General features: G+C 66.5%; 28 protein-coding genes. 14 read left to right on the top strand and 14 right to left on the bottom strand.

Annotated elements, in window-relative coordinates; genetic code table 11:
• The first annotated feature begins 156 nt into the window (after positions 1-156).
• The 8 genes from KV697_RS16320 (at position 157) to guaA (ending at position 8,030) form a co-directional block, all read left to right on the top strand.
• The gene (locus KV697_RS16320) at positions 157-2,085 is read left to right on the top strand and encodes a BCCT family transporter (RefSeq protein ID WP_219019086.1); all 1,929 of its coding nucleotides are present in this window, start codon (positions 157-159) and stop codon (positions 2,083-2,085) included.
• A gap of 93 nt (positions 2,086-2,178) precedes the next feature.
• On the top strand, positions 2,179-3,006 hold the full coding sequence (locus tag KV697_RS16315) for an undecaprenyl-diphosphate phosphatase (protein WP_219019085.1): 828 nt from the start codon (positions 2,179-2,181) through the stop codon (positions 3,004-3,006).
• A gap of 83 nt (positions 3,007-3,089) precedes the next feature.
• Entirely contained in the window at positions 3,090-3,338 is a 249-nt protein-coding gene (locus KV697_RS16310; protein WP_219019084.1) for a hypothetical protein, read from the top strand.
• A 158-nt stretch (positions 3,339-3,496) separates the two neighbouring features.
• Positions 3,497-3,865: a 30S ribosomal protein S13 gene (gene rpsM, locus KV697_RS16305; RefSeq protein ID WP_219019083.1), complete on the top strand. Its 369-nt coding sequence runs from the start codon at positions 3,497-3,499 to the stop codon at positions 3,863-3,865.
• A 92-nt stretch (positions 3,866-3,957) separates the two neighbouring features.
• Positions 3,958-4,347, top strand: a complete 390-nt coding sequence (gene rpsK, locus KV697_RS16300; RefSeq protein ID WP_042486392.1) for a 30S ribosomal protein S11 — start codon at positions 3,958-3,960, stop codon at positions 4,345-4,347.
• 88 nt (positions 4,348-4,435) lie between these two features.
• On the top strand, positions 4,436-5,500 hold the full coding sequence (locus KV697_RS16295) for a DNA-directed RNA polymerase subunit alpha (RefSeq protein WP_219019082.1): 1,065 nt from the start codon (positions 4,436-4,438) through the stop codon (positions 5,498-5,500).
• 246 nt (positions 5,501-5,746) lie between these two features.
• Positions 5,747-6,169, top strand: coding sequence for a 50S ribosomal protein L17 (rplQ, locus tag KV697_RS16290; RefSeq protein WP_042486385.1), 423 nt, complete (start codon positions 5,747-5,749; stop codon positions 6,167-6,169).
• A gap of 307 nt (positions 6,170-6,476) precedes the next feature.
• Positions 6,477-8,030 (top strand): glutamine-hydrolyzing GMP synthase, encoded by a 1,554-nt coding sequence (guaA, locus tag KV697_RS16285; RefSeq protein ID WP_219019081.1) that lies wholly within the window; start codon positions 6,477-6,479, stop codon positions 8,028-8,030.
• Between the two features lie 291 nt (positions 8,031-8,321).
• On the opposite strand, the gene KV697_RS16280 is transcribed toward guaA, so the two are convergent.
• The gene (locus KV697_RS16280; protein WP_219019080.1) at positions 8,322-9,677 is read right to left on the bottom strand and encodes a sensor histidine kinase; all 1,356 of its coding nucleotides are present in this window, start codon (positions 9,675-9,677) and stop codon (positions 8,322-8,324) included.
• Positions 9,674-10,366, bottom strand: a complete 693-nt coding sequence (locus KV697_RS16275) for a response regulator transcription factor (RefSeq protein ID WP_056431327.1) — start codon at positions 10,364-10,366, stop codon at positions 9,674-9,676. Before KV697_RS16275 ends, KV697_RS16280 begins: the two co-directional genes overlap by 4 nt.
• Positions 10,367-10,729: 363 nt before the next feature.
• Here KV697_RS16275 and KV697_RS16270 point away from each other — a divergent pair, with 363 nt between their 5' ends.
• The 3 genes from KV697_RS16270 (at position 10,730) to KV697_RS16260 (ending at position 14,750) form a co-directional block, all read left to right on the top strand.
• Entirely contained in the window at positions 10,730-12,187 is a 1,458-nt protein-coding gene (locus KV697_RS16270) for a sensor domain-containing diguanylate cyclase (protein WP_257575381.1), read from the top strand.
• 79 nt (positions 12,188-12,266) lie between these two features.
• Complete coding sequence (locus tag KV697_RS16265; RefSeq protein WP_219019079.1) at positions 12,267-12,515, top strand: DUF333 domain-containing protein; 249 nt, start codon at positions 12,267-12,269, stop codon at positions 12,513-12,515.
• A 63-nt stretch (positions 12,516-12,578) separates the two neighbouring features.
• On the top strand, positions 12,579-14,750 hold the full coding sequence (locus KV697_RS16260) for a primosomal protein N' (RefSeq protein WP_219019078.1): 2,172 nt from the start codon (positions 12,579-12,581) through the stop codon (positions 14,748-14,750).
• Between the two features lie 241 nt (positions 14,751-14,991).
• Here the strand turns inward: KV697_RS16260 and KV697_RS16255 are convergent, their stop codons facing one another.
• From KV697_RS16255 to KV697_RS16230, 6 genes are all read right to left on the bottom strand, one after another.
• Positions 14,992-15,324: an HNH endonuclease gene (locus KV697_RS16255; RefSeq protein ID WP_257575380.1), complete on the bottom strand. Its 333-nt coding sequence runs from the start codon at positions 15,322-15,324 to the stop codon at positions 14,992-14,994.
• A gap of 92 nt (positions 15,325-15,416) precedes the next feature.
• Positions 15,417-16,058 (bottom strand): outer membrane protein, encoded by a 642-nt coding sequence (locus tag KV697_RS16250; RefSeq protein ID WP_219019077.1) that lies wholly within the window; start codon positions 16,056-16,058, stop codon positions 15,417-15,419.
• 232 nt (positions 16,059-16,290) lie between these two features.
• A complete protein-coding gene (locus tag KV697_RS16245; protein WP_219019076.1) occupies positions 16,291-16,629 on the bottom strand; it encodes an MliC family protein in 339 nt (112 codons plus the stop codon).
• Positions 16,626-16,967: a DNA primase gene (locus KV697_RS16240; protein ID WP_219019075.1), complete on the bottom strand. Its 342-nt coding sequence runs from the start codon at positions 16,965-16,967 to the stop codon at positions 16,626-16,628. The genes KV697_RS16245 and KV697_RS16240 overlap by 4 nt, the downstream gene beginning before the upstream one ends.
• A 67-nt stretch (positions 16,968-17,034) precedes the next feature.
• The gene (locus KV697_RS16235) at positions 17,035-18,282 is read right to left on the bottom strand and encodes a multidrug effflux MFS transporter (RefSeq protein WP_219019074.1); all 1,248 of its coding nucleotides are present in this window, start codon (positions 18,280-18,282) and stop codon (positions 17,035-17,037) included.
• 120 nt (positions 18,283-18,402) lie between these two features.
• On the bottom strand, positions 18,403-19,821 hold the full coding sequence (locus tag KV697_RS16230; protein ID WP_219019073.1) for a GGDEF domain-containing protein: 1,419 nt from the start codon (positions 19,819-19,821) through the stop codon (positions 18,403-18,405).
• Positions 19,822-20,051: 230 nt separating this feature from the next.
• On the opposite strand from KV697_RS16230, the gene KV697_RS16225 reads away from it, so the two are divergent.
• Complete coding sequence (locus KV697_RS16225) at positions 20,052-20,603, top strand: hypothetical protein (protein WP_219019072.1); 552 nt, start codon at positions 20,052-20,054, stop codon at positions 20,601-20,603.
• 86 nt (positions 20,604-20,689) lie between these two features.
• Entirely contained in the window at positions 20,690-21,646 is a 957-nt protein-coding gene (locus KV697_RS16220; RefSeq protein WP_219019071.1) for an isopenicillin N synthase family dioxygenase, read from the top strand.
• A 156-nt stretch (positions 21,647-21,802) separates the two neighbouring features.
• Here the strand turns inward: KV697_RS16220 and KV697_RS16215 are convergent, their stop codons facing one another.
• Entirely contained in the window at positions 21,803-23,092 is a 1,290-nt protein-coding gene (locus KV697_RS16215; RefSeq protein WP_219019070.1) for a homoserine dehydrogenase, read from the bottom strand.
• A 123-nt stretch (positions 23,093-23,215) separates the two neighbouring features.
• On the opposite strand from KV697_RS16215, the gene KV697_RS16210 reads away from it, so the two are divergent.
• The gene (locus KV697_RS16210) at positions 23,216-23,779 is read left to right on the top strand and encodes a 3'-5' exonuclease (protein WP_219019069.1); all 564 of its coding nucleotides are present in this window, start codon (positions 23,216-23,218) and stop codon (positions 23,777-23,779) included.
• 156 nt (positions 23,780-23,935) lie between these two features.
• On the opposite strand, the gene KV697_RS16205 is transcribed toward KV697_RS16210, so the two are convergent.
• From KV697_RS16205 to KV697_RS16185, 5 genes are all read right to left on the bottom strand, one after another.
• The gene (locus KV697_RS16205) at positions 23,936-24,361 is read right to left on the bottom strand and encodes a hypothetical protein (protein ID WP_219019068.1); all 426 of its coding nucleotides are present in this window, start codon (positions 24,359-24,361) and stop codon (positions 23,936-23,938) included.
• Between the two features lie 16 nt (positions 24,362-24,377).
• The gene (locus tag KV697_RS16200; protein WP_257575379.1) at positions 24,378-24,854 is read right to left on the bottom strand and encodes a hypothetical protein; all 477 of its coding nucleotides are present in this window, start codon (positions 24,852-24,854) and stop codon (positions 24,378-24,380) included.
• Between the two features lie 16 nt (positions 24,855-24,870).
• On the bottom strand, positions 24,871-25,293 hold the full coding sequence (locus KV697_RS16195) for a hypothetical protein (RefSeq protein ID WP_219019067.1): 423 nt from the start codon (positions 25,291-25,293) through the stop codon (positions 24,871-24,873).
• A gap of 44 nt (positions 25,294-25,337) precedes the next feature.
• Entirely contained in the window at positions 25,338-25,547 is a 210-nt protein-coding gene (locus KV697_RS16190) for a hypothetical protein (protein ID WP_219019066.1), read from the bottom strand.
• 105 nt (positions 25,548-25,652) lie between these two features.
• Entirely contained in the window at positions 25,653-26,081 is a 429-nt protein-coding gene (locus tag KV697_RS16185) for a CoA-binding protein (protein ID WP_219019065.1), read from the bottom strand.
• Between the last annotated feature and the right edge of the window lie 80 nt (positions 26,082-26,161).

The following is a 26,161-nucleotide window of genomic DNA, read 5'->3' as shown; positions in this document are numbered from 1 at the left end:
TGAATCTCGTTGGGAAAGCAGATAGACGAATAATCATACCGGCCGGTTAAGCCCCCGGACCGAAGCCGGATGCCCGATCGGACCCGCCGGCCGGTCCGGCCACTTGATCTGGATCGCCAATTCGCCATTCCGGCGCGCCGGTGCTAACCTATTGATATGATGAAAAGTGAGATCAACCCGCGCGTCTTCTGGGGCGCCTCCGGGATCATCGCGCTGCTGCTCGTGACGACGCTGGCCATGCCGGGCACCGCCGACGCCGCGTTCAAGACGGCGCAATCCTGGGCGATCGATACGTTCGGCTGGTTCTATATCTCGGCGGTCGCGGTGTTCCTGGTCGTGGTGCTGGCGCTGGGCTTCGGCCCGGCGGGCAAGCTGAAGCTGGGGCCGGACGATGCCGAGCCGGACTTTCCCTATCTGTCGTGGCTGGCGATGCTGTTCGCGGCGGGCATGGGCATCGGCCTGATGTATTTCGCGGTCGCCGAGCCGATCCAGCATTATATCTCGCCGCCCGAAGCGCCCAGCGGCACCATCCTGGCCGCGCGCGAGGCGATGGCGATCACCTTCCACCATTATGGCGTCCATGCCTGGGCGATCTATGCGCTGGTCGGCATGAGCCTCGCCTATTTCACCTATCGCAAGGACATGCCGCTGACCCTGCGGTCAGGGCTGTCGCCGATCCTGGGCAAGCGGATCGACGGCCCGCTGGGCGATGCGATCGACATCTTCGCGGTGTGCGGCACCGTGTTCGGCGTCTCCACCTCGCTGGGCTTCGGCGTGTCGCAGATGACGGCGGGGCTGAATTACGAATATGGCCTGCCCGACACGCTGACCGTCAAGATTGCGGTCATCGTGCTGGTGATGGGCGCGGCCACGCTGTCTGTGCTGAGCGGTGCGGACCGGGGTATTCGCCGCCTGTCCGAGCTGAACCTCGTGCTCGCCGTCCTGTTGATGCTGTTTGTGATGGCGGTCGGGCCGACCCTGTTCCTGCTGCGCGCGCTAGTGCAGAATTTCGGCCTGTATCTCGATCATTTCGTGAAGCGCACCTTCACCCTCTATGCCTATGAGCCGCGCGCCTGGATGGCGGACTGGACGCTGTTCTATTGGGCGTGGTGGATCGCCTGGTCGCCGTTCGTCGGCATGTTCATCGCGCGCATCTCGCGCGGGCGGACCATCCGCGAGTTTGTGATCGGCGTGCTGTTCGTGCCGACCGCCTTCACCTTTTTGTGGATGACGGTGTTCGGCAACACCGCGATCTCGCTGGATCTCGGCGGCGCGCATGGCGGGATCGCCGACGCGGTGCAGGCCAACTTGTCGACCGCGCTGTTCAAGTTCCTGGAATATCTGCCCGCCGCCAGCGTCACCTCGACACTGGCCATCGTCCTGGTCGGTTTCTTCTTCGTGACCTCGGCCGATTCCGGCGCGCTGGTCATCGACACCCTCGCCTCGGGTGGCACCGAGGAGACGCCGCGCTGGCAGCGTATGTATTGGTGCGTGCTGCTGGGCGTCACCGCGACGCTGTTGCTGGTCGCGGGCGGATTGGGCGCGTTGCAGTCGGCGACGCTGCTCGCCGCCCTCCCCTTCTGCTTCATCATGTTGTTGCTGGCGGTCGGGCTGGTGCGCCAGACCAATGCCGATTTGGCGGGCGTGACGCTGCCCGGTGACGGCCCCGCGATCAGCGAGCGGATCAAGCGGCTGATCGTGCCCGCGCGCCGCGCCGACATTCTCGCCCAACTCAAGGCGCAAGGCGAACCCGCGCTGCAATCGGTGCTGGAGGCGCTGGAGGCGGAAGGCTGGACCGCCAGCCGGTTGGACAGCGAGGACGACAAGGTCGAGCTGACCATCACCGCCCGCGATGGCCGCCCCTTCGTCTATCGCCTGTCGCCCCGCTCGCGCCCCCTGCCCGCCTATACCGCGCTGGAGGCGCCCGAGCGTCGCCGAAGTCTCGCCTGGATGCTCGCGGCACAGACCAATGGCGAAACGGGTTTCCGCGACCTGACCGGCTTTACCGTCGGGCAGATCGCGAACGATGTGCTGACCCAGCTGGAGCGCTGGCGGCTGGCCGAGGCGCCTCGCAAGGAGGGCTGATACGGCGCAATGACGGACCGGGCGACTTTCGGGGTGCCCCCTGATCGTCCCCCGGCCCATGGCGGGCGCTGCATATAAAGGTTCGTATTTATAATGATTTGGTTGGAAGCCCTGTTTCTGGGGCTGTTGCAGGGTATCACCGAGTTCCTGCCGGTATCGTCGAGCGCGCATCTGCGGATCGCGGGCGCCCTGCTCCCTTCCGGCAACGATCCCGGCGCGGCCTTCACCGCCATCACCCAGATCGGCACCGAAGCGGCGGTGCTGCTCTATTTCCGCAAGGATATCTGGCGCATCGCCATGGCTTGGCTGGGCTCGGTGATCCGCCGTCCCGCCACCCTGTCGCCCGACGCGCGCATGGGCTGGCTGGTGATCCTCGGCACTCTGCCGATCGCGATCCTCGGCCTGGCGTTCAAGCATCAGATCGAGGGCGGACTGCGCGACCTGCGCATCACCGCGACGATGCTGATCGTCTTCGCGCTGGTATTGGGCGCGGCCGACCGGCTGGGCGCGAAGCGCAAGCCACTGGGGCGGCTGGGGTGGCGTGTCGGCCTGGTACTGGGCTTTGCGCAGGCGATGGCGCTGATCCCCGGCGTGTCGCGATCGGGCGGCACGATCAGCGCGGGGTTGCTGCTCGGCTATACGCGCGAGGCGGCGGCGCGTTATTCCTTCCTGCTCGCGATCCCGGCGGTGCTAGCCTCGGGGCTGTTCGAGCTGGCCGACAGCTGGGGGCGGTTCGGGACGTTCGGACCGGGGCCGACGCTGCTCGCCACCCTCGTCGCCTTCGTCAGTGGTTACGGCGTCATCATGGTGTTCCTGAAGCTGGTGTCGACGCGCGGCTATCTGCCCTTCGTCGTCTATCGTATCGCGGCAGGCGCGGCGGTCTTCACGATGCTCGCCATGAACATCATTCCGGCGCGTTAGGCCGAGCCACCACCCCGTCGCGGCCGTTCAGCAGGCCGCTCAGGACTTGCCCTGTCGTGTCAGCGCCTTACACACCCCGGCGCATGGACACGCTTTCCCTGTTCGGCCTGCTCGCCGTTTCCTTCACCCTAGTCTGCTATGCGATGGAATCGGGGTCGCATTGGTGGACGCTGGGCTTCTGCCTGGGATGCGTTGCGGGATCGGCCTATGGCTTTCTTCAGGGGGCATGGCCGTTCGGGGTGGTGGAGATCGTCTGGGCGATCGTATCGGCTCGCCGCTGGTTGACGCTCAAGCGCCTTCAATCGAGCAAGTTTGTGGAACCGATCGCTTGACAGGGTGTTGCGCGGCGCCTAACTGACCGTCCTTCCAACACCCCCGGTTGAACGACGCGCGAGTTGCGTGCGTCGCCATTCCGCGTGGCGGAACCATCGCGTTGAGATGGAGCATGTGCGGCCATGCCATGCTCCGTGGAGCTAGGAGAACAAGTTTCATGGCACGTATTGCGGGTGTCAACCTCCCGACCAACAAGCGCGTATTGATCGCGCTGACCTATATCCACGGCATCGGTCCGGCCAAGGCGAAGCAGATCGCCGACAAGCTGGACATCGCCGCCGATCGTCGCGTCCAGGACCTGTCGGATCAGGAAATCCTCCAGATCCGCGAAACCATCGACGCCGATCACACGGTGGAAGGCGATCTTCGTCGCGAAACCGCGATGAACATCAAGCGCCTGATGGACCTGGCCTGCTATCGCGGCCTGCGTCACCGCAAGGGCCTGCCGGTCCGCGGCCAGCGCACGCACACCAATGCGCGCACCCGCAAGGGCAAGGCGAAGCCGATCGCAGGCAAGAAGAAGTAATTCGCCCAGGCAAATTACTCCGCCGGAGGCAGGCTTGTGGCTGACCGCCCGCCGCTCTCCGTACCAGGATACTAGGTCAGGACTTTCATCCAATGGCACGTGAACCGCAGCGCATTCGCCGTCGCGAGCGCAAGAACATCACCGCCGGCGTCGCCCATGTGAACGCCAGCTTCAACAACACCATGATCACCATCACCGATGCGCAGGGCAACGCCATTTCGTGGTCGTCGGCCGGCATGATGGGCTTCAAGGGCTCGCGCAAGTCGACCCCGTATGCGGCGCAGGTCGCAGCGGAAGACGCGGGCAAGAAGGCCGCCGAGCACGGCGTCCGCACCCTGGAAGTCGAAGTGAAGGGTCCGGGTTCGGGCCGCGAGTCGGCGCTGCGCGCGCTGCAGGCGGTCGGTTTCCAGATCTCCTCGATCCGCGACGTCACCTCGATCCCGCACAACGGCGTGCGGCCTTCCAAGCGTCGCCGCGTCTGATGCTTCCCATGGCCGGCTGACGAGTCGGCCATGCCTCTCTCCATGGCTGGAACCGTCCCCGTTCCGGCCCACAACTCAGGGGAACCACGTGTCTGTCAACGCAAAGAACTGGCAGGAACTGAAGAAGCCCAACGCGCTCGAGAAAAAGGGCGGCGATGGCAAGCGGAAGGCGACGTTCGTCGCCGAACCGCTGGAGCGTGGCTTCGGCCTGACGCTGGGCAACGCGCTTCGCCGCGTGCTCCTGTCGTCGCTCCAGGGCGCGGCGGTCACCTCGATCAAGATCGAGAACGTGCTGCACGAGTTCTCGTCGCTCGCCGGTGTGCGTGAAGACGTCACCGACATCGTGCTGAACGTCAAGCAGCTCGCGATCCGCATGCAGGGCGAAGGCCCCAAGCGGCTCCAGCTGTCGGCGACCGGTCCCGCCACCGTCAAGGCCGGCGACATCGCCGTGTCGGGCGACATCGAGGTCATGAACAAGGACCTGGTGATCTGCCATCTCGACGAAGGCGCGACGTTCAACATGGAACTGACCGCCGACATCGGTAAGGGCTATGTCCCCGCCGCGTCGAACCGTCCGGCCGATGCGCCGATCGGTCTGATCCCGGTCGATGCGCTTTACTCGCCGGTCCGTCAGGTGTCGTACAAGGTCGATCCGACCCGCGTCGGCCAGGACCTCGACTATGACAAGCTGACGCTCTCGGTCGAGACCGACGGCACCGTCACTCCGGAAGACGCCGTGGCCTATGCCGCGCGCATCCTCCAGGACCAGCTGGCGCTGTTCGTGCACTTCGACGATTCGGCGCTCACCCGCGCGGCCCCCGTGGGCCAGGCGGCGATCCCCGCCGCCGGTGGCGAGCCGCAGAGCGACGCGCAGCAGATCAACCGTTACCTTCTCAAGAAGGTCGACGAGCTGGAACTGTCGGTGCGTTCGGCGAACTGCCTCAAGAACGACAACATCATCTATATCGGCGATCTGGTCGGCAAGACCGAAGCCGAGATGCTGCGCACCCCGAATTTCGGCCGCAAGTCGCTGAACGAAATCAAGGAAGTGCTGTCGTCCATGGGTCTGCGCCTGGGCATGGAAATCCCCGGCTGGCCGCCCGAGAATATCGAGGAAATGGCCAAGAAGCTGGAACAGGAGATCATGGGCTGATTTCGCACCGGCGCAAGCAATTGCGCCGGAGACGAAAACAGCTCGGCCGGCGGGTCGCCTTCGGGCGACCCGTTCGACGTCAGGATCGCGGCTTCGCCGTGATCCGGTCCCGGCCGCTCCAGCAGCTTTGCTGACCCGCTCCCCGGTGAAAACCGGAGGGCCACAAGACAGGCGAAGGTGACGGCCTCAACAGTCACCAGCTCTGGGGTACCGTGACACGGCCCCTTAACGAACGAAGGAACTACCATGCGTCATCGCGTCGGCGGCCGTAAGCTGCAGCGTACCTCGGCTCATCGTATTGCGCTTTTCCGCAACATGTCGGCCGCGCTCATCAAGCATGAGCAGATCACCACCACCGTCGCCAAGGCGAAGGAACTGCGTCCCTATGTCGAAAAGCTGGTGACGCTGGCCAAGAAGGGCGGCCTGTCGAACCGTCGTCTGGCCCATGCCCGTCTGCTCGACGACGCGCAGCTGGTGAAGCTGTTCGACGTTCTGGCGTCGCGCTATGCCGACCGCAACGGTGGTTACACCCGCATCATCAAGGCAGGCATCCGTGCGTCGGACGCCTCGCCGATGGCGATCATCGAGTTCGTCGACCGCGACGTCTCGGCGAAGGGCCAGGATTCGGGTCCGGTGATGAACGAGGAAGATTTCGACGAAGCCGCGTAAATTCGCGCAGCCTCGAAGACCTTCGAGGAAGGGCCGTCCCAGCAATGGGGCGGCCCTTTTTGTATTTTCACCCGGCTCGCACCTAGCGCACCCCCTCCCGCAGGCGGGAGGGGGCCGGGGGGAGGGCAGGGTGTCTCACCGAGTGAATGGCTCCTGGCTTGCCCTCCCCCATCCCCTCCCGCTTGCGGGAGGGGCGTGCCAAGAATTGCAGTTTGGCCTTCTACGGCATCTCCATGACGGCCATCCACTCTACGGAAACACGTCCGCCCCGGTAGCTTTTCGCAAAAGACATCGCTATCGGACCGCCATGGAGCACCCGGACAGCATCCTCATCGTCGATTTCGGCAGCCAGGTCACCCAGCTCATCGCGCGCCGCGTGCGCGAGGCGGGGGTCTATAGCGAGATCGTGCCCTTCCAATCCGCCGCCGAGGCGTTCGCGCGGATCAACCCCGCCGCGGTCATCCTGTCGGGTGGCCCCGCCTCGGTCGTCGACGAGAACAGCCCGCGCATCCCGCAGGCGATCCTCGACAGCGGCCTGCCGATGCTGGGCATCTGTTACGGCCAGCAGGCGCTGACCGAGCAGCTGGGCGGCAAGGTCGAGAAGGGCGACAGCGGCGAATTCGGCGAGGCGTTCATCACCGTCGAGGGCGAATGCACGCTGTTCGACGGCCTGTGGACGACGGGCGAGCGGCATCAGGTGTGGATGAGCCATGGCGACAAGGTCACGGCCCTCGCCCCCGGTTTTCGTGTCGTCGCGACCAGCCCCGGCGCGCCCTACGCGATCATCGCCAATGACGAGCGCCGCATCTATGCGATGCAGTTCCACCCGGAAGTCGTTCACACGCCCGACGGCGCCAAGCTGATTGCCAATTTCGTCCGCCATGTCGCCGGGCTTTCCGGCGACTGGACCATGGCCGAATTCCGCGCCGCCAAGATCGCCGAGATCCGCGAGCAGGTGGGCACGGGCAAGGTCATTTGCGGCCTGTCGGGCGGCGTCGACTCGTCGGTGGCGGCGCTCCTGATCCATGAGGCGATCGGCGACCAGCTGACCTGCGTGTTCGTCGACGGCGGCATCCTGCGCCAGGGCGAGGCCGAGCAGGTCGTCAGCCTGTTCCGCGGCCACTACAATATCCCGCTCGTCCATGTGGACGCGCAGGACCTGTTCATGGACGGCCTGGCGGGCGTCACCGACCCCGAGGCCAAGCGCAAGTTCATCGGCAAGACCTTTATCGACGTCTTCGAGGCCGAGGCCAAGAAGATCGGCGGGGCCGAGTTCCTGGCCCAGGGCACGCTCTACCCGGACGTGATCGAGAGCGTCAGCTTCACCGGCGGTCCGTCGGTGACGATCAAGAGCCACCACAATGTCGGCGGCCTGCCCGAACGCATGAACATGAAGCTGGTCGAGCCGCTTCGCGAGCTGTTCAAGGACGAGGTCCGCGTGCTTGGCCGCGAGCTGGGCCTGCCGGACGTGTTCGTCGGCCGCCATCCCTTCCCCGGACCCGGCCTGGCGATCCGTATCCCCGGCGAGGTGACGCGCGAGCGCTGCGACATCCTGCGCAAGGCGGACGCCATCTATCTCGAGGAAATCCGCAAGGCGGGTCTGTACGACGCGATCTGGCAGGCCTTCGCGGTGCTGCTGCCGGTGCGCTCGGTCGGCGTGATGGGTGATGGCCGCACCTACGACTCGGTGCTAGCGCTGCGGGCGGTGACCTCGGTCGACGGGATGACCGCGCAGGCCTTCGACTTCCCCGGCGACTTCCTGCCGCGCGTGACGACCCGGATCATCAACGAGGTGAAGGGCATCAACCGCGTCGTGTACGATTACACCAGCAAGCCGCCCGGCACGATCGAGTGGGAATAACCAAGACTCGCGGCCCCGCGGGGCGGGGCCGCGGCTTGGTTATTCGGTGGCACAAGCCACCGCTAACGGGCACAGTGTTTTCTCCTCCCCTGTAAGGGGAGGTGGCAGGCCGCAGGCGTGACGGAGGGATGTCACCAGCGGCGAGGGTGGACTGTCCCCATAAGCCGGGACACCCGTCCACCATCCTATGGATGGTCCCCCTCCCCTTGCAGGGGAGGAATAGGATGAATGTCGATCGGTCCCAGGGAATAGGCCTGGCAGGTTTCCTCTCCCGCCGGAGAAAGCCTGGCCTTAGGGAATCACCAGCCGCGCGATCAGGCCCGGCTGGTTGTCGCCCAGCTCGAACCGTCCGCCATGGAGCCGCGCGACCGCTTCGATCAGCGCCATGCCCAGCCCCGCCCCCGGTGTGGTGCGCGCCGTGTCCAGCCGCCCGAAGCGCTTCAGCGCCTGCGCCCGGTCCGCCTCGGCGATGCCGGGGCCGTGATCCTCGACCTGGAAGACGATACCTTCCACACCCTCGCGCAGCCGCAACGTCACCTGCCCGCCCGATGCGCCGTGCTTCAACGCATTGTCGATCAGGTTGGACAGCGCCTGGCTCATCAATTCGCGGTGCAGCGGCAGCGGCGCGGGACGTGCTTCCACCTCGATGAGGAAGCGCAATCCGGCATCCTCCGCGACGGGCGCATAGAGTTCGCCGATCTCCTCGACCAGTTCCACCGGCGAGGCCAGTGTGAAGCGGTCGCGAGTCACCGACTCGGATCGGCTGATCTCGATCACCATGGTCAGCATCCGCATGATGAGGTCGGTTTCGACCAGCAACCCGCCCAGCGCCGCCTCGCGCTGCGCCGGATCGGCGATCAGCACCGCCTGCTCGGTCTTGGTGCGCAGGCGCGCCAGCGGCGAGCGCAGATCGTGCGCCAGGCTGTCGGTGACGACGCGCAGCTCGGCCATCAACTGCTCGATCTTGCCAAGCATGGCGTTCAGCCGCTCGGCCAGCCGATCGAAGGCATCGCCCTCGTCATTCCCCGACCGGACCAGCGACACCCGGCGGGAAAGGTCCCCCTCGCCCGCCGCGTCGATCACCGCGACGATGGTGTTGAGCCGCCCCGCGACGTAGCGCGCCAGCACCAGTCCGGTGCCCGCCCCCAGCATCAGCGACAGGAACACCGCCAGCGCCAGCGCCCGTTCGATCGCGACCTGCTGCGCCTCGATCAGGTCGAGCGGACGCCCGACCAACAGCCAGTCCTTGCCGATCGGGTGCAACGTATAGCCCGCCTCGCGCGAGTCCCAGACGCCTTCGCGCCCGAGCACCGCGATACGGAACGGCGTATCGGCCAGCGGCACCGCCAGATGGCGCGGCGCATAGCCCGCGATCCGGTGCCCCTGCGGATCGAAGATGGCGAGCACCAGCGATACGTCGCCCGGCTCGCGCGCCTCCTTGATCGCATCGGCCAGCGCGGGCAGCGCCCCCGTCCGCCAGACGGCGCGCAGGGCATCGGCCTGCTCGACGATCTCGCGGTGCAGGGCCGCGACCGCATCGGCGCTGGTCTGTTTCCAGATGAAGCCGACCAGCGCCAGATTGGATACCAGCGCGAGGATGATCGACAGCAGCGCGATCCGCGCCGAGATCGTCAGCCGGGGCTTCACCCTTCGACGGCCAGCCTGTAGCCCGCGCCGCGCACGGTATGCAGGATCGGGCTGCCGAACCCTTCCTCCAGCTTGCGGCGCAGACGGCCGATATGGACGTCGACCACATTCGAGCCTGGGTCGAAATGATAGTTCCAGATCTTTTCCAGCATCATCGTGCGGGTGACGACCTGGCCCGCATGACGCGCCAGGAATTCCAGAAGGTTGAACTCACGCGCGCCGACCGGGATGATCTTGCCCGCGCGCGTCACGGTGCGCGCCAGCAGGTCGATCTCCAGATCGCCGACGCTCAGCTTGGTGCGGGTCGGCTCGGACGCGGCGCGATCGGAACGGCGGACCAGCGCCTCGATCCGGGCCGACAGCTCGGCGAAGGAGAAGGGCTTGCACAGATAATCGTCCGCGCCCGCCTTCAGCCCGTCGACGCGGTCGTCGACCGTGGCGAGCGCGGAGAGCACCAGCACCGGCGTCGAGATGCCCGCCGCGCGGATCGCGCTGACCATCGCAAGCCCGTCCAGGCGCGGCAGCATCCGGTCGGCGATGATGAGGTCGAAGATGCCCTCGCTCGCCAAGAACAGGCCGTCGCGGCCGTCCCCGCATTGCTCGACGGCATAACCCGCCTCGGCCAGCCCCTTGGCCACATAGGCGGCGGTCGAGGCGTCATCTTCGACGATCAGGATTTTGCGGCTCATCGGCTCGTCTGCTCCGTCTTTGGGCGACATTCAACATTGCGGCGTCGTGTCGGGGTCGCTCGATCCCGGCTCACCACTGCTGCCGCCAAGGAAAGGCCGGCGGGAAGCGCTCTTCCCGCCGGCCTCGACGGCACCCCCGGGAGTGTCGGGCGCCGAGCTCTTCGAACTCCGTGGGATGCAGGGCTACAGCGCAGGGGGATACCTCGGGGTGACCATAATGTGACAAATGCGTCATCCACCCCATCCCCGGTTCGGCCGGTCGTGTTCTGTATTTTTGAACAAACAAAAAGCCGAATATTTTCTTATGCTTCCGTGCATTTTTAAGGTTTTGAAAACTCTTTTCGCTATGGTCCTTATATGATGATGGAAGCTCCCCTTGCCATCCCCGCACCGCTTGACGAGGAGCGCCGCCTCGCGACGCTTCAGGCGCATGCGTTGCTCGACAGCGAGCCGGAGGCGGAGTTCGACGCGCTGGTCTCGCTGGCCGCCGAGATGCTTGGTTGTCCGGTCGCGGCGCTGACGCTTGCGGACCGTGACCGTTTCTGGGTCAAATCGGCGATCGGCGCGCTGCCCCGGCAGATGCCGCGCGAGGTCGCCTTTTGCGACTATACCATCCAGTCGAGCGACGTGACCGTCGTGCCCGACCTGAGCCGCGACCCGCGTTTCGCGGTCAATCCCTTCGTCATGAGCGATCCGGGGACACGTTTCTATGCCGGGATGCCGATCCGGGTGCCCGATCTGGACGGATCGCCCCAGGCGATCGGTTCGCTCTGCGTCATGGACGCCTCGCCGCGTTCGCTCAGCCCGGCGGGGGAACAGACTCTGCGCCATCTGGCGCGACTGACCGAGTCGCTGATCGCCGCGCGCGCGGTCGCCCGGCGTGCCACCGCCATGGCCGAACTCAGCGAGCGGCAGGCCGCCGATCTGCGCGCCAAGGACCGCACCGTCCGTCAGGTCGAACGGCTGGCGCTGATCGGATCATGGCACGCCGTTCTGGGGACCGGACAGGTCGACTGGTCGGACGGCGTATATCGCATCCATGAATTGCCGCCGGGCCAGAGCTTCACCGTCGAACAGGGACTGTCCTATTATACGCCCGAGGCACGGACCGTCCTGCGTGCAACGATCGAGCATACGGTACGCACTGGCGATCCCTTCGACATCGAACTGGATTTCGTCACCGCCCTGGGTCGCAAGCGGCGCGTACGCGTCATGGGCGAACGCGAGATGCTGGACGGTGCGCCGCAAGGTCTGGTGGGCATGTTCCAGGACGTGACCGAGCGGCACGCGCTGGAAACCCAGCTGCGCCGCAATGCCGACACCGACGCGCTGACCCTACTCGCCAACCGCGCCGCCTTCGATCGGACGCTGGAGGCGGCGATCGCGGAGTCCTCCGCCAGCGGCGAGCCGCTGGCACTGGTCCTGATCGATCTGGACGGCTTCAAGCTCATCAACGATACGCTGGGCCATCCGGCGGGGGACGAGGTACTGCGCATCGTCGGCCAGCGGCTGCGCTCGGACTGGCTGGACGGCAGCTTCGTCGCACGGTTGGGCGGAGACGAGTTCGGACTGATCGTCCGCGACACGACACTGCTCGCCGATACCGAAGCCCTGCGCGCGCGGATCGAGACGTTGCTGACCATCACCATTACGATCGACGGCTTGACCATGAGCTGCGCCGGAACCGTCGCCGTGACGCTGCGCCCCGAGGATTGCCGGACCAATCGCGATTTCATGCACCATGCCGACAGCCGCCTCTACGGCGCCAAACGCGACCGGGTGGGCGAACGTCGACGCGGCGACCGGCGGCGGGCGGGTTGAGGGATAGCGTTCGGCCGTCATCCGGCATTCAGTCGAGCCGTCCTATCGTGTGATCTCCGACACAAGGGAGATCGTGATCGTGAAGAAGACCGCTTTTCTTGCCCTCGGTTTCGCTGTTGCCGCCATGCCCGTCGGCGCTGCAACCATCGCCAACCCCGCCTCCGCCTTCTGTGCGACGATGGGCGGCCGATCCGTTTCGGCTACGCTGGCCAATGGCGGAGCAATCGGCCTGTGCTATTTGCCGGGCAAGAAGATCGTCGAGGAATGGACGCTGTTCCGCATGTTCAACGGCAAGAAGCCCGCACCCCGGAACAATCCTTTCCGCTGACGCATCCGCGCGCACGGGCACCGGCCCTTCCCTCCGGGCCACACCGCCCCATATAGCGGGTCCATGTCTTCGCGCGTCCGCGTCCTTGTCCTGAACTCCGCGCTCGGCCCCCTCGACTATCGTGTGCCGCACGGGCTGACGGTTGAGCCGGGGTCGATCGTCGTCGCACCGCTCGGGCCCCGCCAGCTGCTGGGTGTGGTGTGGGAGCCGGAGCGGATGCCCTCCGACGCCGAGGTCGGCGACAATCGCCTGCGCCCGCTGCTGGGCGTAGCCGATGCGCCGCCTTTGCCCGATGCGCTGCGGCGGCTGATCGAATGGACGGCGGACTATTATCTGGCGCCGCCCGCCGCGGTGGTGCGGATGGCGCTGTCCTCCACCTCGGCGCTGGAGGGCGCGCGGACCGTTACCGAATACCGCGTCACCGGCCATGTCCCCGACCGCCTGACCCCGCAGCGGGCGCAGGCGCTGGAGCGGATCGGCGACCGCCAGGGTATGATCCGCGAGTTGGCGACGATGGCCGATGTCTCCGACGCGGTGATCCGGGGGTTGGTGAAGAACGGCGCGATCGAAGGCGTCGAAGTCGATATCGACAGCCCCTTCCCCCTGCCCGATCCCGACCATCACCGCCCTGTCCTGTCCGAGGACCAGCGCGCGGCGGCGGACATTTTGGTCGCGGGCGTGACCGCGCACAGTTTCCAGCCGGTACTGCTCGACGGCGTGACCGGATCGGGCAAGACCGAGGTCTATTTCGAGGCGGTGGCGCAAGCCGTCGCAGAGGGTCGGCAGGTGCTGGTGCTGCTCCCCGAAATCGCACTGACCGAGCCGTTCCTCAAGCGTTTCCACGACCGCTTCGGCTGCGAGCCGGTGGCTTGGCATTCGGGCCTCCGCTCATCGCAGCGACGCCGCGCCTGGCGGGCTATCGCCAGCGGCCAGGGACTGGTGACGGTCGGCGCGCGCTCGGCCTTGTTCCTGCCCTATCGCAATCTGGGCCTGATCGTCGTCGACGAAGCGCATGAGACCAGCTTCAAGCAGGAAGACGGCGTCCATTATCACGCGCGCGATGTCGCCGTGATGCGCGGCAAGTTCGAGCCGTGCCCGGTCATCCTGGCGTCGGCCACCCCCGCCATCGAAACACGGCAACAGGTCGCGTTGGGCCGTTATACCGAGGTCAAGCTGCCCGGCCGCTTCGGCCCGGCGCAGATGCCGACGATCGAGGCGATCGACCTGATCCAGGACCCGCCCGAGCGCGGCCGCTGGATCGCGCCCAAGCTGGTCGCCGCGATGAAGGAGGTGCTGGAGAAGCGCGAACAGTCGCTGCTCTATCTCAACCGGCGCGGCTATGCCCCGCTGACGCTCTGCCGGACCTGCGGGCACCGCTTCCAGTGCCCCAATTGCACCGCCTGGATGGTCGAGCACCGGCTGGTCCGGCGGCTGGCCTGTCATCATTGCGGCCATGTCCTGCCCACGCCCCGCGCCTGCCCCGAATGCGATGGCGAGGACTCGCTGGTCGCCTGCGGCCCCGGTGTCGAGCGGATCGCGGACGAGGCGACGGCCCTGTTTCCCGAAGCGAAGATCGCCGTCGTCACCTCCGACACCATCTGGTCCCCCGCCAAGGCCGCCGAGTTCGTCGGGCGGATGGAGGCCGGCGACATCGACATCGTCGTCGGCACCCAGCTGATCACCAAGGGCTATCACTTCCCCAACCTGACCCTGGTCGGGGTGATCGACGCCGATCTGGGTCTGGAAGGCGGCGACCTTCGCGCGGCGGAGCGGACCTTCCAGCAGATCCGGCAGGTGTCGGGACGCGCGGGACGCGGGGCCAAGCCGGGCCATGTGTTCATCCAGACCCACAGTCCCAAGGCGCAGGTGATGCAGGCGCTGGTCACGGGCGATGCCGAGGCCTTCTACACCGCCGAAACCGAGGCGCGCCGCGATGCCGATGCGCCGCCCTTCGGCCGCTATGCCGCGATCATCGTGTCGTCGGAGGATCAGGGCGCGGCACAGTCGGCCGCGACCATGATCGCGCGCGCGGCGCCAAAGGTGGACGGGATGCACGTCTTCGGCCCGGCGCCCGCGCCGCTGGCGATGCTGCGCGGGCGGCATCGGTTCCGGTTGCTGGTCCATGCCCGGCGGGCGCTGGCGGTGCAGGATGTGATCCGTGAGTGGCTGGGCGGGCTGGACTGGTCCGCCAAGGTGCGGGTCGCGGTGGATGTGGACCCGTATAGTTTTCTCTGACCAGAGGGCGCGCGCAGAGGCGCGGGGGACGCGGAGTTGTCGGGCGGCTTGGTGGCCTCCCCTTCACCGCCCTCCGTTCAGCCTGAGCGTAGTCGAAGGCCACGCTCAGACGTTCGCCACAAAGGCATTTTAACGGGTTCAGATAAAGCCCGAGACAGCCCGAATCCCTTGGCCTTCGACTTCGCTCAGGCTGAACGGGGCGATGGGTTCCCCGGGCACCACGCAGGTGCGCAAAAAGACCTCACCGCGCCGCGCGGGTCGGCGCATGGAAATCGGCCGGTTTCCTTGCAATCCACCGCAGGAACCGCACCATCTCCGGATGCGCGCGCAGCACCGCAAAGTCGGCATAGCCCCGCGCCAGTTCCGCATTGGAAAAGGTCGCATGGATGGTCCGGTGACAGATGGGATGCACCGGCACCGTCTGTCGCCCGCCTTCGCTCTTGGGAACGGGGTGGTGCCATTCCACCTTCACCCCCAGCGGCCGTTCGCACAGCGCGCAGGCCAGCGCTGCGGTCCGCTCGACCCGTTCGGCGGCGGCCACCAGCCCCGCCTTTCGCTTTACCCGCCCGACCATGCGCCTGATATGGGAAGCATCAGCCCATAAAAAACGGGGTCCGGCATCGCTGCCGAACCCCGTTCCTTTACGCCAACTGGATCCGAGAGGGATCAGAAGTGTGCGACAACACCCGCCATCGGACGGAAGGAGTGCGCGTTGTCGAAGGTCGAAACTTCCATACGCAGACGCAGACCCGAGTTGCCGGTCAGACCGCCCAGACCGATGTCCTTCGGGCCGACTTCGGCGCCGACGCCGTACACGGTCGCGTGATAGTCCTGCTTCAGGTCGCCAGCGACGCCCGGAGCGAAGTTGTGGAAGTTGTTCCAGCGGTAGCCGACCTTGCCGTAGAACAGGCCGCTCTCACCGGCGCGGAAGCCCGCGCGGCCATAGGCACCATACTGCCAGTCGATGTCACCCGACACGCCCTTGGCGACCGCGCCCTCGGCACCGACGAACACGGGGCCCAGCGGCACGTTGAAGCCGACGATGCCCTCAACCAGCGCGCCGTCCAGGTTGTAGCCCTTGGGCTGCGCGGGGATGCCGGCGACCGACTGGCGATCGAACTGCTCCCAACCACCCATGATCGCGACGTACGGCTCGATACCGAAGGCGCGGGTGCCGTCGGGAGCAGTCGCGGTGTCGGCCGGGGCCGGAGCCGCGGTCGTCGTGTCGGTGGTGTTCATGTCCTGAGCCATGGCAGGCACGGCAACGAACGCGGCCGCCGCAGCGGCGACGAGGGAAAGCTTACGCATGTGAGATACCCTTCTCTTATTCTATGTGGGGCGGCGGATCCAACCGCTCAGCCCAGGCCCGCTTAACCGGCTAGACGCCCATGGGTTGCACGGCATTTCAGATTTTTGATCGCCTTGTCGGAACCTGTAACACCAAAGACACAGTTCCTGTCACCAAGATGAACCAAATGGGGGCGGAATGCGGCATTGGCGGATTTCCGCCACTTTCCGGCCGCTTTTCCGCCCGCTGGTTTCATCGCGTGGCGGTGCAGCGTACGGAATCACCCGTGGGGCGTGTCAAAACAACCTCACCCCCCTTGCCACGCAGGTCATGCCCGAAGCCGCTATAGTGGATGCCGGACGCGACCCGCTGCCCCTCCAGCCGCATCTCCAGGTCGTCGCCGAAGCGCACCAGTGCGCTGTCGTCGCGATTGTCGAAGCGCACCCAGAAGCTGCTGCCGTTCTCGCACCGGAAGGTGGTGGAGACCATCGGCGGGAGCGCCGAGCGCTGGGCAGCGCGCGGATCGGGCATGGTCGAACAGCCGACCAGCACGATGCCGCCCGCCGCCAGCGCGACGGGAAGCCGGTTCATGGCCGCAGCGCGGTGTCGTCGGCGTCGTCGATCTCGTCGTCGGCCACCGTATCGTCCTCGAAATCCTCCTGGAGATCGTCCTCATCGATATCCTCGGCATTCATGTCGACCGAGGCATCGCTGGTCCCGACCTCTTCGGAGTCCATGTCGAGTTCGTCGATCGGCTCGTCCTCGACGCTGTCGTCGCCCAGATCGGGTTCGATATCGGTCAGCAGGACGCCGTCGCTGGGGCCGTCACGCGTCACCTCCAGGATTTCGGCGCGCTGGCTCTCGTCATAGCCTTCCTCGTCCCAGCCATCGTCGCCGGGTCCCTGGCTGGGAACCTGATGTCCGCCCATCACTGCCTCCTCTTGAACTCTGTGGAGGGGGAACACGGGGGCGGGCCGGGCGGTTCCCCGGCACCCTTCACGCGGGACGGAACATCCGCCCGCGCTCAGTCGCAAAGACGAAGGCGAAGGCGGCGCATCCTGCGATCAGGAAACCCAAGGTCAGCGGTTGGGTCGTCCCGTCATAGGCCTGGCCGATGCCTGCCCCAATCACCGATCCGATGGTGACGCTGGTAAAGCCCTGCACGCTCGACGCGGTGCCGGCGATCCGCCCCATATTCTCCATCGCCATCGACGAGAAGTTGGACGTCGCCAGACCGAAGCACGCCATGGTGATCGCCTGCAGCACCGCGAAGACGATCAGCGATTCACCGCCGAAATGCGCGATGGCCAGATGGATCGCCGACACGACGATCAGGATCGTGACCGAGCTGTGGCTGATGAGCCGCGTGCCCAGCCGCATGACGATCCGCGAGTTGAGCAGGTTCGCCGCCGCCATCGTGACCGAGGTGGTGGCAAAGATCAGCGCGAGCAGCTTTTCGCGCCCGAAGGTCTGCGCCATGATCGGCTGCACCGAGTTCAGATAGCCGTAGAGCGCCGCCATCAGCGCGGTCGCCGCCAGCGTATAGCCCAGCGACAGCCGGTCGCCGAGCGTCTCGCGCCAGCCCCCGACAATGCGCGTCAACGAGATGGGCAGCTGCGCCTCCACCGCCAGCGTCTCGGGCATCCGGAGCGAAAACCAGGCCAGGACCAGCGTGGCGAGGCCCGCGATCGTCCAGAAGATCAGCCGCCAATTGCCGAACAGCAGCACCAGCTCGCCGAAAGCGGGCGCCAGGATCGGTACGATCATGAACACCATGAAGGCGATCGACATGACCTGCGCCATCGCGCGCCCGTGATAGCAGTCGCGGACCAGCGCCACCGTCGCCACCCGCGTCGCCGCGATCGCCGCCCCCGCACAGACCCTCGCGACCAGCAAAAGGGTAAAGCTGCCCGCCACCGCCGCCGCGCCATTGGCGATGATGTAGATGATGAGCGCGACGATCAGCACCCGCCGCCGCCCATAGCGATCCGCCAGCGGCCCATGCACCAGCTGCGCCACGCCGAAGCCGATCAGGAAGGTGGTAACGACGAACGGCCGCGCCGCGGGCGACGCGCCCAGCGACTCCCCGATGGCAGGCAGCGCGGGCAGCATCGAATCGATGCCCAGCGCGGTCAACGCCATCAGCGCCGCGATCAGCAGGACGAACTCGACAAAGCCGATGGGCGCGCCGGGAGGCTCGGCGGTGACGGGCGTCACCGGATCAGCGGAACGGGATTCGGACATGATGGCTGTCTCTTAGGGTGGATGGACGGAGAGGGAAACCGCAAAACCGGCATCGGTAACGCGGTAATGGCCGCGCGGCTCCGTCCGATACCATGCCCGGCCCATGCCGATCGCAGTGGCTCAGGCTCTGCGAACGGTGTTGCGGCCTGCCTTTTTCGCCGCATAAAGCGCGCTATCGGCACGGCGCGACAGTTGCTCCACCGTGTCGTCGGACTGCCCCGCGGCAAGACCCAGGCTGATCGAGACCATCACCTGGACCTGCTCGCCCGTGTCGACAGGAGTCTGCCGAAGAGCCGCCTGGACACGGGCACAGAACGCCTCACCCGATCGCGTCTGGTCGGTCCGCACCAGCATCAGGAATTCATCGCCGCCCAGTCGACCGATCAGGTCGCCGGGCTGGGCCTGCGCGCGAAGGGTCGTCGCCAGATGACACAGGACGCGATCGCCGAAACCGTGCCCCCAGCGATCGTTGATGTCCTTGAACCGATCGACATCGATCGCGACGCAACAGCTCTGCCCCAGTTCCGCCGGGCTCCACTCCGCCGCGGCCAGCGCAAAGCCACGGCGATTGAGCACGCCGGTCAACGGATCGGTCGCCGCCTGATCCTTGGCCTCCCGTTCGCGCCGCGCCAATTCGGCCGCCAGCCGTCGCTGCTCCGCCAGCCCCGCCGCGACCGGCAGGCAGGTCAGCAGGACGACCGCGAGAAAGATCTGCAACATATGGGCATGGTGCAGGGCATCGGCCTGGATCATGACGACCGGGCCATGTCCCCGTGCCGTTGCGAAGGCCCCCATCACGGCGATGATGATCACCGCCAGATTGGTCCCGAGCGGCCCGATGCGGAACGTCACCAGCATGACTGGCGCATAGAGGAGGAACAGCGCAGGCAAGGCAGCGACGAAGAATACCGCATAGGTGGTCAGCGCGACGCTCAGCAGGATCGCCGCCGATACGGCACGTTCCCGCCAGCTCCATTGCGCGATCGTATCGGCCAGCTCGCCTGAAAATACCGCGAACACCATCGGCGTGAAGATCAGGAGGCCGAGGCTGTCGCTCAGCAGCCAGACCGTGAAGGCTTCGGTAAAAGGCTCAGCGAACAGGGCTACGGCGGTCGACGCGCCCAGCAGACCGCTGACCAACGGAGAGATGAGCCCGGCCGCAATCAGGAAACGCAACAGACCCTGGGGCGACCGCAGCGCATCGAAACGCCGTCCGCCCGCCCGGACCAGCATCGCTGCCAGTCCGATTTCGACCCCGTTCGCCATGCTGTACAGCAGCGCGCCCGCCATCGTCCCGCGGGTCAGCCAGTTGGCGGCGACATTGGCGACCAGTCCCGCGCTCAGCACCAACCCCCAGCGCGGGCGGCCGTCCAGCAGCAGCATGGCGAGCAGGACGGCATTGGCGGGCCAGACCGTTGCAATGGTCCGTCCGTCACTCGTCAGATGGATGGTCGAGGCGGCGAACAGGAAATACAGCAGCGCGGCCAGCAGCCAGACCATGCTGGCATTCATACTGATCGGTGTGGACGGGGCCTTCATGTCTGTCACCGCAGCGACTGGAATCGGGTGGTTATCGGTTTCTAAGATCTTCATTCCACCCTCCCCGGCCATGGTGAGGCACATCATTATGCCGCAGTGAGGGACGGCGTGCGAGGCCTTATTGCAGTCTGCGCGCGCTGGTGTCCGACACCGCATCCGGCGTCGCGCGTTCAGCACGAGGACAGCTTGCGCGACGAACAATCACGATCACGCTGCGCAAGACATGCAGAATGCAGAAGGAGTTTGCCGTCATGACCATCCAGCACCGTACCGGGCTGCGCAAGACCGGCCTGTCCCTGTCCTCTTCCGTGACCCTCCCGCTGCTGGCGGCGCTCGCCCTGTCGGCCTGCGATCGGCCGAACCAGGGTACGTCGATCACGGTGAACGGCTCGGATGGCGAAACGCTGGCGTCGGTCGATGGCAAGTCGGGGGAGGTGAAGCTGGCGCTGCCCGGCTTTTCCGGCGCGTTCAAGCTGCCCAAGGTGTCGATGGAGGCCGATAATTTCGAGCTGAACGGCGTGCATCTCTATCCCGGCTCGACGATCCGCAACGTCGATGTCGGCAATGGCCGCGACAAGGCGTTCACCATGACCTTCGACAGTCCAGCCGATCCAGCGACGGTGCGCGACTGGTTCCGCGACAAGATGGGCGAAGCCGACTTCACCCTGACCGATCAGGGCGGCGCGCTGGTCGGCAAGACGGCGGAGGAGAAATCCTTCCGCCTCGACCTTCGCCCCTCGGGCGGTGACCGATCGACGGGGACGATCACGCTCGGAGGATAATGGAGGGGGCGGATGACGCACCCTGTTCGGGAATGACGGGCGCGTTATATAGGTGCCAGCCTATTCGATTTTCTGGACATATCGCCATGACCGACACCCGCTCCGCCGAGGTTCCGACGCTCAGCCTCGCCGACCAGGACCATGACCCCGAGGGCTTTGCCGCCGCCTTGGGCGAATCGTTCGAGCGGTTCGGTTTCGCCATCGTCGCCGATCATGGCGTGCCCGCCGAACTGATCGACCGCGCCTGGGCGCAGACCAAGGCGCTGTTCGACCTGCCTGAGGAGGAGAAGCGCGGCTATCACGTCCCCGGCGGCGGCGGCGCGCGCGGCTATACCCCGTTCAAGACCGAGATCGCCAAGGATGCCAAGGTCGTCGACCTGAAGGAATTCTGGCATGTCGGCCGCGAACTCCCCGAGGGGCACCCCTATGCGGACCGGATGCCCGCCAATATCTGGCCCGACCGTCCGGAAGGGTTCCGCGCTGATTTCGTCGAACTGTTCTCGGCCTTCGATCGCGCCGGCGACCGGCTGCTCTCCGCCATCGCGCGACATCTGGAGCTGGAGCCGAACTGGTTTGATTCCGCCGTGAAGGACGGCAATTCGGTCCTGCGCCTGCTCCACTATCCGCCGATCCCCGCCGATGCCGAGGGTGTGCGGGCGGGCGCGCATGAGGACATCAACCTCATCACGCTGCTGCTCGGGGCCGAGGAAGCGGGCCTCGAACTGCTCGACCGCGATTCGGGCGAGTGGCTGGCGATCCGTCCGCCCGAGGGCGCGATGGTGGTCAATGTCGGCGATATGCTGCAGCGGCTGACCAACCATGTCCTGCCCTCGACCACGCACCGCGTCGTCAATCCGCCGGTCGAACGGCGCGGCTTCTCGCGCTATTCGATGCCGTTCTTCCTGCACCCGGCGCCGGACTTCCTGATCAAGACGCTGCCCGGCACGATCAGCGAAGGGCATCCGGATCGCTATCCGGAACCGATCACGGCGCATGACTATCTGTTCGAGCGGCTGGTCGAGATCGGGTTGATCAAGAAGTGATAGTGCGGGCTCGGTGAGACACCGCCCTCCCCCATCCCCTCCCGCCTGCGGGAGGGGAGTTGCTAAAATTCAGCGGCTCGTTCTAGCCGCTCCCCTCCCGCAGGCGGGAGGGGTTGGGGGAGGGTAAGGTGCCTCGCAGAGACCTTACCCCAACAATCACCCCAGAATATGCATCAACAACGGCTGCCCGACCAAACTCTGGCTCCCGCGCAACCGCTCCAGCGCCTGCGCCACCGCGCGCTCCGGCCCCTCATGCGTCACGATCGCGATCATCACCCCGCCATCGGCGGCCTCGCCGCGCTGAATCAGGCTTTCGATCGACACCCCCGCATCGCGCATCGCGGCGGCGATTTCGGCCAGCACGCCAACCTTGTCCTGCACCGTGAAGCGCAGATAAGCGCGCCCGCGCCGCTCGCCGCTATCGGCCTTCACCGCCGCCGTCAGCTCATGCGCGGGCATGGCGAAGGACGCGCCATATTCGCCGCGTGCGATGTCGATCAGGTCGGCGACCACCGCGCTGGCGGTCGGGCCGTCGCCCGCGCCCGCGCCTTGGAACAGCAACCGGCCGACGAAATTGCCCTCGGCGACGACCGCATTGGTCGAGCCGGTGACATGCGCCAGCGGATGGTCGAGCGGCACCAGATGCGGATGCACGCGCTGGAACAGGCCGTTCGCCCCCTCCTCCGCCACGCCGACCAGGCGGACACGGTAGCCGAGCGACGCGGCCTGCGCGATATCGGCGGCCAGCACATGGCGCACGCCGCCGATCGCGACGTCATCGAACGCTGGCTGGGTGCCGAAGGCGATGGCGGCCAAGATCGACAGCTTGTGCGCGGCGTCCACCCCGTCGATGTCGAAGCTGGGGTCCGCTTCGGCATAGCCCAGCGCTTGGGCCTCGGCCAAAACCTCGGCGAAGTCGCGGCCTTCGGCTTCCATCTTCGACAGGATGAAATTGCAGGTGCCGTTGAGGATGCCGTAAACCCGCGCGATGGCGTTCGCTGCCGCGCCCTCGCGAAGCCCCTTGATGACCGGGATACCGCCTGCGACCGCCGCCTCGAACTTCAGCGCGGCATTGGATTCCTCCGCCTTCTGCGCCAGTTCCAGCCCGTGATGCGCCAGCATCGCCTTGTTCGCCGTGACGAAGCCGCGCCCCGCCCCCAGCGCGGTGCGCGCCAGGGTCAGCGCGGGGCCGTCCGAACCGCCGATCAGCTCGACCACCACATCGGCATCCGGGTGCGAGGCGAGCGCGGCGGTATCGTCCACCCATTCGAAGCGCGACAGGTCGACGCCCCGGTCCTTGGTCCGATCGCGCGCGGAGACGGCGACGATTTCGATGGGACGACCGGCGCGCCGGGTAATCAGGTCACGGTTCGCATCGAGCAGGCGAATGACGCCGCCCCCCACCGTGCCCAGTCCCGCCAAAGCCACTCGCAAAGCATCGCCCATCGTCCAAATCCTGTATCCGGAGCGTTTGTTGAGTGCAGGCGGGTAGCGGATAGAAATGGTCGCTGTCGAGCCGGTCAGCGACCTTTTATTGCTCGAATGGGGCAATGCCGCTAAAGGCCGTTCATGATTTCCCCCGATTTCGTGGTCATCGACGTCGAAACCGCCTGTTCGCGGACCAGCAGCATCTGCCAGATCGGCATCGTCGGCTATGCCGCGGGCGTCGAAGTGCTGGCCTATGAGACACTGGTCGATCCCTGCGACGAGTTCAGCGCCTTCAATATCGACATCCACGGCATCACCGCCGAGCATGTGCTGGGCAAACCGACCTTCGCCGCGCTGCATTCCGAACTGGCCGGGCATCTGGGCGGGCGGGTGACGGTGGCGCATTCGGGCTTCGATAAGGGCGCGCTGGGCCGGGCGTGCGAACGCGATGCCCTGCCCCCCATCGCCGCGCGCTGGCTCGACAGCGTGACCATTGCCCGGCGGGCTTGGCCGGAATTGCCCAATCACAAGCTCAACACACTGGCGGCGTTCCTGGAACTGGAGCACCGCCATCACGACGCGCTCAGCGATGCGCGCGCGGCGGGTCAGGTCGTGCTGCGCGCAATGGCGGCGACGGGCATGACGCTGGCCGACTGGTTCCTGCCGCCGCCCTCCGCACGCTCCCGGCGGCAGGTCCGGCGCTGACAGGCTTCAGAAACCTCGACAACACCAGCCAGACCACCCCGGCGAAGGCCGGGGTCCAGTGGGGCCAGCCGAGGTAAACGCCCCTGTTTCTCTCGCAACTGGACCCCGGCCTTCGCCGGGATGGTGCTTGAGGCGTTAGAGCTGACGACGGAGCCTTTACGGCTCCAGATGCCCCCGAGGCCCCGCCCCGTCGAGCGCGATGGGCACGCGATGGCTCTTGTCGCGCAGCTTGTCGACCAGCTTGCTGATCCCGATCCGTGTCTCGTTGGCGAGCAGCAAGACCGGCGTGACGACATCGATGCCGACCTGACATCCGCCCTGCCGCGCCACACAGGGGCTGCCCGCGGCCGCCAACGCGCCCGCCCCGGTCAGTTCGGGATTGGACATCAGCGGCTTGGCGGGCGGCGCATCCGGGTCCGGCGGCAACCGATCATTGCCCAGGCGCCGTCCACAGACGATGATGTCCGCCTCGGTCCCGGCCGAAGGCGGACAGGGGTCGGCCGTCAGGATCGAGAAGCGCTCGGTCCCCGGCGGCGGTACGGCAGGGGCGGTCTGCAAGGCGATCAGCAGCAGCGGGATCATCGGCGCTTCCCTTCCATCACGGTGCGGGCTTGCGCAGGGTAGGCTTGCCGCCGCTGCCGCGCGCGTTGGTGTCCATCGTCAACCCCGCCATGCCGCCACCGACCTGAAAGGGCGACAGCTCCTTGAGCGGCGTGGTCCGCGCGAGGAGCCGGGTGCGTTCCTCCGCCACCCCCTCATGCCGGGGATCACCGGGTTCGGGCGGCACCTCGAAGGGGATGCGGAAGCGGTCGGCGTTGCGACGGCCGCAGACGGTGATGTCGGTGGCGTTGGGATCATGGACGCAGCGCGTCTCGACGCTGGTCAACCGGCGGGTCTTCGCCACGATCGTCTCCACGGAGGGTGGCGGGGCGTCCTCGCCCTGTGCCGACAGTCCCGCCATCACCATGACCAGCATCGTCGCAATCATGACGCTCTCCCGGCATCGTCCGCTCCCCGCCTGAAAGCTGGAGCCCGCCGGATCATGCCCCTTTTCCGGGCCGACCGCCAGCGTCATGACGGCGGCGTATCGTCTACGGCTCCAGATGCCCCTGAGGCTCCGGTCCGTCGAGCGCGATCGGCACCCTCTTGCTCTTGTCCCGCGACTTGTCGAACAATTTGCTGATGCCGATCCGCGCCTCGTTGGCGAGCATCAGCGCGGGGGCGACCAGATTGACCTGCGAGGCACACCCCCATTGCGTGGCGGCGCAGGGCGTGGCCTCCGCGCGCAGGGCACCGATGCCGGTCAGTTCAGGATTGGACGGTACCGGGCCGGAGGAGGGCTCGCCCCGCAATTCGGGCGCGCGGTCGGTTCCCGGACGACGGCCACAGACCACGACGTCCTGCTTCGCATCCGTCGACACCGGGCAATCGGGCAGCAGGATCGAGACGCGGTCATGCTCAGGCGACGGGGCAGCGGGCACCGCCTGCAGGGCAATCAGCAACAGGGGCAGCATCGGCGATCCTCCTCGGTTGGCGATCCTACTGCCCGTTGCGCCCGCTAATCAATCGCGGTGCGGAACAGGGTGCGCGGCTTGCTGGTGCAGTATTTGTCGCCGACCACCGCGCAATAGGTGCCGTCATTGGCGAAGGCTCGGGCCTTGGAGTCGATCGGCACCGCATGGCTGGGCGCGAGGCGATAGGGCGAAGGACGCTTGCCGCCATGACAGGTGGACAGGGTGCAAGTCGGCGTCAGGCGCGGCAGGGACATCTTGTGCTCCCCCTCCGCGATAGGAGCGGCCCATAACAGCAGCAGCGGCACCATCGTCTCTCTCCCCTTTTATATGTCGCTCTTCGCCCTTTTGTTTTTTCAGTCCTACCCGACCGGTGGCACGCCGAGGCGCGGAATCTCGATCGCGGGGCAGCGGTTCATCACCACCTTCAGCCCGGCGGCCTCGGCGCGCGCGGCCGCGGCTTCGTTGACGACGCCCAGCTGCATCCACACGGCCTTGGCCCCGATCGCGATCGCCTCGTCCACCACGTCGCCCGCCGCCTCGGACCGGCGGAAGATGTCGACGATGTCGATGGGATCGCCCAGCTGGCCCAGCTCACGGAAGACGAATTCGCCGTGGACATGCTCGCCGGTGATCTGCGGATTGACCGGGATCACGCGGTAGCCGTGATCCTGCAACCGCTTCATCACGCCATAGGATGGACGGTCGGGCCGGTCCGACGCGCCGACCAGCGCGATGGTGCGCGCCTTGGCCAGCAGGTCGCGAATATCCTCATCGGCGGTCAACGGCATCGGCTATCCCCTGTTCGCCACCGACCACCGGACTATCGTTCGGAAAAGCGGCGGGTTATCGCGCCTCAACGCCCCGCCAT

Origin of the sequence: Sphingomonas sanguinis (assembly GCF_019297835.1) — a bacterium.
GTDB lineage: Bacteria > Pseudomonadota > Alphaproteobacteria > Sphingomonadales > Sphingomonadaceae > Sphingomonas > Sphingomonas sanguinis_D.
This window is presented reverse-complemented; position numbering and strand designations above follow the sequence as displayed.